Source organism: Neorhizobium sp. BT27B, from assembly GCF_050455485.1.
Taxonomy (GTDB): Bacteria; Pseudomonadota; Alphaproteobacteria; order Rhizobiales; family Rhizobiaceae; genus Neorhizobium.
Genome location: NZ_JBCIYT010000044.1, coordinates 1 through 847, shown reverse-complemented (window position 1 = coordinate 847; position 847 = coordinate 1). Strand labels below are relative to the sequence as shown.

1 protein-coding gene is annotated in these 847 nt (G+C 56.8%); it reads left to right on the top strand.

Annotated features, from left to right (window positions below):
- Positions 1-74: 74 nt before the first annotated feature.
- A protein-coding gene (locus AAIH70_RS30970; protein ID WP_430038188.1) for an IS5 family transposase occupies positions 75-847 on the top strand; the annotation gives its coding sequence in 2 pieces (ribosomal slippage) (positions 75-395 and positions 398-847; 771 coding nt in all).

The following is an 847-nucleotide window of genomic DNA, read 5'->3' as shown; positions in this document are numbered from 1 at the left end:
CTAGGCAGTGTCCCCATAAACCGGGTTCATTTTATTGGCGGTGTGTGATTCAATCTCCTTGAAAGGAGATTGCCATGCGCCGTCACGAATTGAGCGACGAAGAATGGGCTATCATTGCGCCTCTTTTGCCGAACAATAGCCGTGGAATTGAACGCGTTGACGACCGCCGGGTGATCAACGGTATCCTGTGGCGTTTCAGGACTGGTTCGTCTTGGCGAGATGTGCCGGAGCGTTATGGTCCACGCACGACGCTTTACAATCGGTTCTCCCGCTGGCGCAAGGCGGGCGTCTGGGATCGTCTTCTGGACGCCGTTTCAAAGCGTTACGATGGAGACATCGTGATGATCGACAGTTCTTGTGTTCGCGTTCACCAGCATGGTGCCAACGCTAAAAAGGGGGCTCTGTCGATCCTTGCATGGGACGTTCGCGCGGCGGCCTGACGACAAAGATCCACGCTCTTGTCGATGCAGATGGCTTGCCGGTTCGGCTGGAACTCACCGCCGGCCAAGCCGCCGATGCACCGATGGCTGAGAAGCTGCTGAGCGACCTGCAGCCCGGCGCGACGATCCTTGCCGACAAGGCATACGACACCGATGCAATTCGTAACTTAGCCAAGCAACGCAAATGCTGGGCTAACATCCCTGCAAAGGCCAATCGAAAGCAGACATTCAGCTTCAGCCGCTGGGTCTACCGTCAGCGCAATCTCGTCGAACGGTTCTTCAACCGTATCAAACAGATGCGGGGCCTCGCGACGCGATACGACCGACGTGCCGACAACTATCTTGCCGCACTCAAGATTGCGGCGACGAGGATATGGATTGCCTCAGCTAATGAGTCCGCGCCCTAG